7 protein-coding genes are annotated in these 5,514 nt (G+C 69.4%); 4 read left to right on the forward strand and 3 right to left on the reverse strand.

Going from position 1 to position 5,514, the window contains the following annotated elements; genetic code table 11:
- Both VNS22_RS21250 and VNS22_RS21255 read left to right on the forward strand, forming a co-directional pair.
- Positions 1 to 448: transporter associated domain-containing protein (locus VNS22_RS21250; RefSeq protein WP_325736017.1), on the forward strand; the 448-nt coding region annotated here is incomplete at its 5' end.
- Positions 449 to 763: 315 nt separating this feature from the next.
- Complete coding sequence (locus VNS22_RS21255; RefSeq protein WP_325736018.1) at positions 764 to 1,351, forward strand: DUF2076 domain-containing protein; 588 nt, start codon at positions 764 to 766, stop codon at positions 1,349 to 1,351.
- Between the two features lie 34 nt (positions 1,352 to 1,385).
- On the opposite strand, the gene VNS22_RS21260 is transcribed toward VNS22_RS21255, so the two are convergent.
- The gene (locus tag VNS22_RS21260; protein WP_325736019.1) at positions 1,386 to 3,518 is read right to left on the reverse strand and encodes a mechanosensitive ion channel family protein; all 2,133 of its coding nucleotides are present in this window, start codon (positions 3,516 to 3,518) and stop codon (positions 1,386 to 1,388) included.
- 212 nt (positions 3,519 to 3,730) lie between these two features.
- Here VNS22_RS21260 and VNS22_RS21265 point away from each other — a divergent pair, with 212 nt between their 5' ends.
- On the forward strand, positions 3,731 to 3,910 hold the full coding sequence (locus VNS22_RS21265; RefSeq protein ID WP_325736020.1) for a hypothetical protein: 180 nt from the start codon (positions 3,731 to 3,733) through the stop codon (positions 3,908 to 3,910).
- 5 nt (positions 3,911 to 3,915) lie between these two features.
- Here the strand turns inward: VNS22_RS21265 and VNS22_RS21270 are convergent, their stop codons facing one another.
- A complete protein-coding gene (locus VNS22_RS21270; RefSeq protein ID WP_325736022.1) occupies positions 3,916 to 4,383 on the reverse strand; it encodes a GNAT family N-acetyltransferase in 468 nt (155 codons plus the stop codon).
- Between the two features lie 5 nt (positions 4,384 to 4,388).
- Positions 4,389 to 4,772 (reverse strand): hypothetical protein, encoded by a 384-nt coding sequence (locus tag VNS22_RS21275; protein ID WP_325736024.1) that lies wholly within the window; start codon positions 4,770 to 4,772, stop codon positions 4,389 to 4,391.
- Positions 4,773 to 4,865: 93 nt separating this feature from the next.
- On the opposite strand from VNS22_RS21275, the gene VNS22_RS21280 reads away from it, so the two are divergent.
- Positions 4,866 to 5,514: FAD-binding oxidoreductase (locus tag VNS22_RS21280; RefSeq protein WP_325736026.1), on the forward strand; the 649-nt coding region annotated here is incomplete at its 3' end.

The raw sequence follows: 5,514 nt of genomic DNA on the forward strand, positions 1-5,514 counted from the left end.
GCGTGAGCCCCTCTACATCCCCGAGAACCTGCCGGTCCTGAAGGCCCTGGAGCGCTTCAAGACCTCGACCGTCCACCTCGCGATCGTCCTGGACGAGCATGGCTCGTTCGAGGGTCTGGTGACGCCCACCGACATCCTGGCAGCGATCGCCGGCGACCTGCCCGAACTGGCAGCCGACGCCCTGCCCGACGCGGTGAAGGCCGGCGAGCGGAGCTGGCTGCTGGATGGGCGGATGCCGATCGACGCGGTGGAGCGCACGCTGGCTGCGAGCGGCATGGCGAGCGACGATTACACCACCCTCGCCGGCTTCGTGCTGGCGCAGCTCGGCCGGATTCCCAAGGCCGGCGAGGCGTTCGACTGGCGTGGCTGGCGGTTCCAGGTGGTGGAGTTGGAAGGCCACCGGATCGACAAGGTCCAGGCGGTGCCGACCGAGGTAGCGATCCTGTAGCCGGCTCGGGCGCGCAGGCCCCGGAGTTCGTAACTTAGTGTGACGCCGCCGTCTGTCCGCTTGATCGGCACCGGCTGGCCCCCTAACTGGGAAGTGAACGGGGTCCGGGCCCCTCTGGCGGCCTGCCGATCGGCAGGCCGTGATGTCGGACCCCCGATTTCCCTGTCGGCCAATGGCGGCCGGCATCGATCTCGGGGTTGTTGTCGATGTGCCCGCAATCCTTCGTTGACGTAGCGACATGGCCGAGCAGCCCGTGGACCGGAGGTCGACCCGACCTGCCGGCGCTCGGTCGTTGTCAGATCCCAGGAGGCGAGCGTGACTGAAGAAGATCGCAAGGCGATCAACGATTTCTTCGAGCGGATGAAGAAGCTGGACGCCGAGCGCGACCCGGAGGCGGAGCGCCAGATCGACCAGCTGCTGCAGCAGAATCCGCAGACGAAGTACTACATCACCCAGATGGCGTTCTTCCTGGAGCACGCGCAGGCGGAGAGCCAGAACAAGATCCGCGAGCTGGAATGGAAGCTGCAGAACCAGCAGGCCGCGGCGCAGAAGCCGGCCGGCGGGGGCGGCTTCCTTTCCAACATCTTCGGCGGCGGCGGTGGCGGCGGGCGCAACGTCATGCCGCCCCCTGCCCCCGTCCATGCGCCGGGCTACCGGCCGGGCATGTTCCAGGGCGGTCAGGGCGGCGGCTTCCTCGCTGGTGCCATGCAGACGGCCATGGGCGTGGCCGGCGGCATGATCCTCGGCAACATGCTGATGTCGATGTTCGACCCGGGCGTGGCCGAGGCCGCGCCGGTGGACGAGGCGCCGGCCGAGGAGGAGCCGGACTACGCCGACGCCGGCTACGAGGAGGAAGTCCCGCAGGTCGACGACATGGGTGGCGGGTTCGACGAGGAGTGGTGAGCGGCGGGCGGGGCCGATCCGGCCCCGCCCTGCTTCACGCTCCCGCCGCCTTGGCCGCCAGCACGTCGTTGGCGGCCTTGGCGGCGACCGCCTCCGCACCTTCGTGCGCATCGGCGCCGGCGACCCGCACGGTCGGCACCGCGATCTGGATGCCGTTCTCGGCGAACGCCCGCTTGATCATCGCATAGGCCTTGCGGCGGATGGTGAATTGCTTGCCGGGATAGGTCATCATCTTCAGCGTGAGCTGCATGGCGAAGTCGCCGAAGCTGCTCACCCCCTGCATCTTCAGCGGCTGGATGAAGCCGGGGCCCAGTTCCTCGTCGGCCAGCAGATCCTTGCCGATCTGCTTGATGATCTTCTTGGCCTTGTCCAGGTCAGTGTCATAGGTGACGTTGATCGTCAGCTTGTCGATTACCCAGTCGCGGCTCATGTTCTGGATGGCGCCCAGCTCGCCGAACGGAACGGTATAGAGTGAGCCGCGCTGGTGGCGCAGCTTGACCGAGCGCAGCGAGAAGCTCTCGACCGTGCCCTTGTAGCTGCCGCTCACGATGTACTCGCCGATACGGAACGCGTCGTCGAGCAGGTAGAAGATCCCGCTGATCACGTCCTTGACCAGCGTCTGTGCGCCGAAGCCGATCGCCACGCCGACCACGCCCGCCCCGGCGATGAGCGGGCCCACCTCCACGCCCAGGCTCGAGAGCGCCATCAGCACCGCCATGGTGATCAGCACCACGAACAGCACGTTGCGCAGGATCGGCAGGAGGGTGCGGATCCGCTGGCGGCGGCGGATGATCTCGGTCGGATCGGCCTCGCTGCCGCCGGCGGCACGTACCAGGTGATGATCGATCGCGGTCCTGGCGAGCTGCCACAGGAGGTCGGCCACCAGCAGGATCGCCAGCGCGCGCAGGAGGTTGCGCAGGAACACGCCCAGCAGGTCGTCGCTCGTGCGCATCATGTTCATGTCGACGCCGAAGCCGCTGATGATGATCCAGGCGCCGATCGCGAAGAACATCAGGCGCAGCCCGCGCTCGATCACCACGGTCCAGGCCGAGGGCGGCTGCTGGGATGCCGGCTGGTCGCCCAGCAGGCCGTCGCCGTCGAGGTCGCCTGGCCGCAGCAGGTGCAGCACCGCGCGATGCGAGATCCGGATGGCCAGCGGCAGCAGCAGGGCTACGATCATCACGTCGAACAGCGGCACGACGTTCAGCACCCGGCCGACCAGCCAAGCGAAGGCGATGTAGACGATCATCCCGACCCGGAGGGCCGTTGCCGGACGCGGTGACCCCGGCTGCCGCGGCGGCTGCCGCCAGATCGCCTCGGCCAGGATGGCCAGGGCGCCCAGCCCGAACACATAGCCCAGGAGCCGCATCGACACCTCGGTGATTCCCACCGCGGCCACCAGATCGAGCACGACCCAGGCGAACACCAGGTAGCCGAAGAAGACCGCCAGCCGCCAGGTCCAGAACCAGGCGGCTTCCGTGGTGGTCGGCACAATCCGGAGCTTCTCGTTACCGGGCGAAAGGAGGAACCGGGCGATCACCAGGGTGAAGCGGACTGCCAGGATCACCGCGAGGGCGCCTAGGAGCAGAGAGCGCAGGAAGGCCGGCCACGGGAACAGGAGGCAGGCGCCGAGGCTGCCAAGGGCGAACGCTCCGATCCAGCACAGGCCGAACAGGAAGCGAACACCGATGATCCGCAGCCGCTGCCTGAGTGTGTCGATGGGCGCGGTAGCGATATGGCGGCGCACGGACCGAGTCGAGCGCCAGAACACCCACTCCGTACCCAGCCCCAGCGCCACGAAGCCCAGTACCAGGAGCAAGGCCCCCAGCGGCCCCACCTTGGCGATCTCCTGCGCGAGACGGTCACCGGCCGTGGCGAGGTCGGCCGGCAGGCGGGGCAGGCCGGCCAGCAGGACGTCCAGCCGTACCTCGAGTTCATGAAAGGCCCCAGCCAGCGCGCTGCCGTCGATGTCCGTGATCGGGGCCGGTGCCGCGGGCGCGGCTGCCAGTTCTCCCGCCCGCTCCCGAAGCCAGGCCTGCACGTCCGGGTCGGCCAGGAGCGTGGTGAACTCCTCGACCTTGTGCTGCGGGTCGCCCGCCGGAGCCTCCTGGGCCATGGCCGGCAAGGCAGCGAACACTAGGGACAGGAGCAAGAGGAAGACGGGCATGTCGCTGCGCCAAAAACGCAATCCACACAGGCTTGCGCTCGCACGGCTGGTCCGGCTGGGCAAGCACTGCCATCCAGCGGCAGGCAACAGGCTTCGACATTTCGCGCAATGTTCTCGTTTTGCTCTTGATGATCTGGGAACGTTACGTGAACATGCGTCATCTGCCCGCCCAAACCGGATGCCGGTGCACGGGCGTGAAGGAGACGCTTCCAATGATCGCTACCGTGCCGGGCTGGCCTGCCCGCCCCCTCTCGTCCCGGATCGGCCGCTGGAAGGGCCGTGTCCGGCTGGGCACCGACCTGCTCAACCAGTTGCTGGAGGTCGCGGGTCTGGTGGCCTTCGTCGCCGTGCTCGGCGCTATGCCGGTGATCCTCGCCGCCTTCTCCGGCTGATGCCGTTAGCCGCGGAGCGGGCGGACGAACCGGAGCTGTCCGTCCGACATCCGTCCGGCTTCCCGCCAGCCGGCCGCACGGTAGAAGCCCGGCACGCGCAGGCCGGGCTCGGCACCCGTGCAAAGCCAGGCCTCCGTCATCCCGCGACCAGCCAGCCAGCGTTCGGCCTCGCGTAGCAGGGCGCGGCCGATGCCCCGGCCCTCATGCGTCGGCAGGACGAACAGGGCAAACACGTCGCCCTCCACCGGCCGCACCATCGAGAACCCGGCCTCCCGGCCTTCGCATAGCGCCACCCAGGCGACGGCCTCGCCATGGCTCAATGCCGCCGCGATGCCTGACGGCGTGATGCCCAGGGCGGCCAGTTCCGCCATGGTCATCACGTTCTCCACAACCGCAGTGCGGATGCGGAACAGGGCCGGCACGTCGGCGACCCCGGCCGGACGGACCAGGAACTCGGTGGGCCACTCTGCCACCCCCGCTACCGCCAGACCGCTGGCGGCCGATTCGGAATGTTCAAGGGAGCGGCGCCTTCGCGCGTCCGGCCATAGTTCGGCGGCGGTTCCGGCCAAACGGGTGCCGTCGGCGGCGGCACGCGGCTGGCGGCGGGTGGCAGTGGTGGATGCTCGTCCGGCTGCAGCCTGGCACCTGGGTCCGGCACAGGCGGCGGGGTCACCACGTCCTGGGGCTTGGGCGTGGTCGGGATCACCGTGCCAGGCGATGGCAAGCCCGGATCGCGCACGACCAGGCCACCAGCCTGCGCCAGCGGCCGGACCGGCGGCGGATCGTCCACGAAGTCCGGGGCGCAGCCCGCCAGCAGCAGGACCCCGGCAGCCAGGCCGGCCAATGGCTGGATCTTCCTCACCCGTTCGCCCTTTGTCGGCGGCATGCCGCTCTGAAGATGGTGTCGGCGGGCGGATCGCGCCATGGATGGGTCGCGACAGACGGGAGGGACGAGATGCGCAGCCGGGCTCGGGTCGTGGTGGTCGGCGGCGGGATCGCCGGCGTGAGCACGCTCTGGCACCTGGCCCAGGCGGGCTGGCAGGACCTCCTGCTCCTGGAGAAGGCGGAGCTCACCTCCGGCTCGACTTGGCACGCCGCCGGCAACACCCCGACCTTTTCCGGCTCCTGGCCGGTGATGCGCATGCAGGCCTACAGCCTGGAAATGTACCGCCGCCTCGCCGCCGATTCCGCCCATGGGGTGACCTACCATGTGACGGGCTCCCTGCGCCTCGCCCAGTCGCAGGACCGGCTCGATGAGTTCCGGCACGTTACCGGCATGGCGCGCGCGCAAGGGCTGGAGTTCCAGGTACTGTCGCCGACAGAGGCGAAGGAACGCTACCCGTTCCTGGAGTTGCACGGGCTGAAAGGCGCCCTGCTCGACCCCCTGGACGGGGACATCGACCCCTCGATGGTGACCCAGGCGCTCGCGGCCGAGGCGCGCGCGGCCGGGGCCGAGATCCGGCGCAACTGCCCGGTCACCGCGATCACCCGGGGCGGCAACGGCTACTGGCAGCTCACCACCCCGGACGGCGTGGTCGAGGCCGAGCATGTGGTGAATGCCGCCGGCTACCGCGCGGCGGAGCTGGGCGCCATGGTCGGGCTCG

Source organism: Geminicoccus sp. (assembly GCF_035556675.1).
In the GTDB taxonomy this organism is placed as follows: Bacteria; Pseudomonadota; Alphaproteobacteria; order Geminicoccales; family Geminicoccaceae; genus Geminicoccus.

Coding starts and splice junctions, on each gene's coding strand:
- VNS22_RS21260 (WP_325736019.1), bottom strand. CDS start 3,518: ATGCCCGTCTTCCTCTTGCTCCTGTCCCTAGTGTTCGCTGCCTTGCCG.
- VNS22_RS21265 (WP_325736020.1), top strand. CDS start 3,731: ATGATCGCTACCGTGCCGGGCTGGCCTGCCCGCCCCCTCTCGTCCCGG.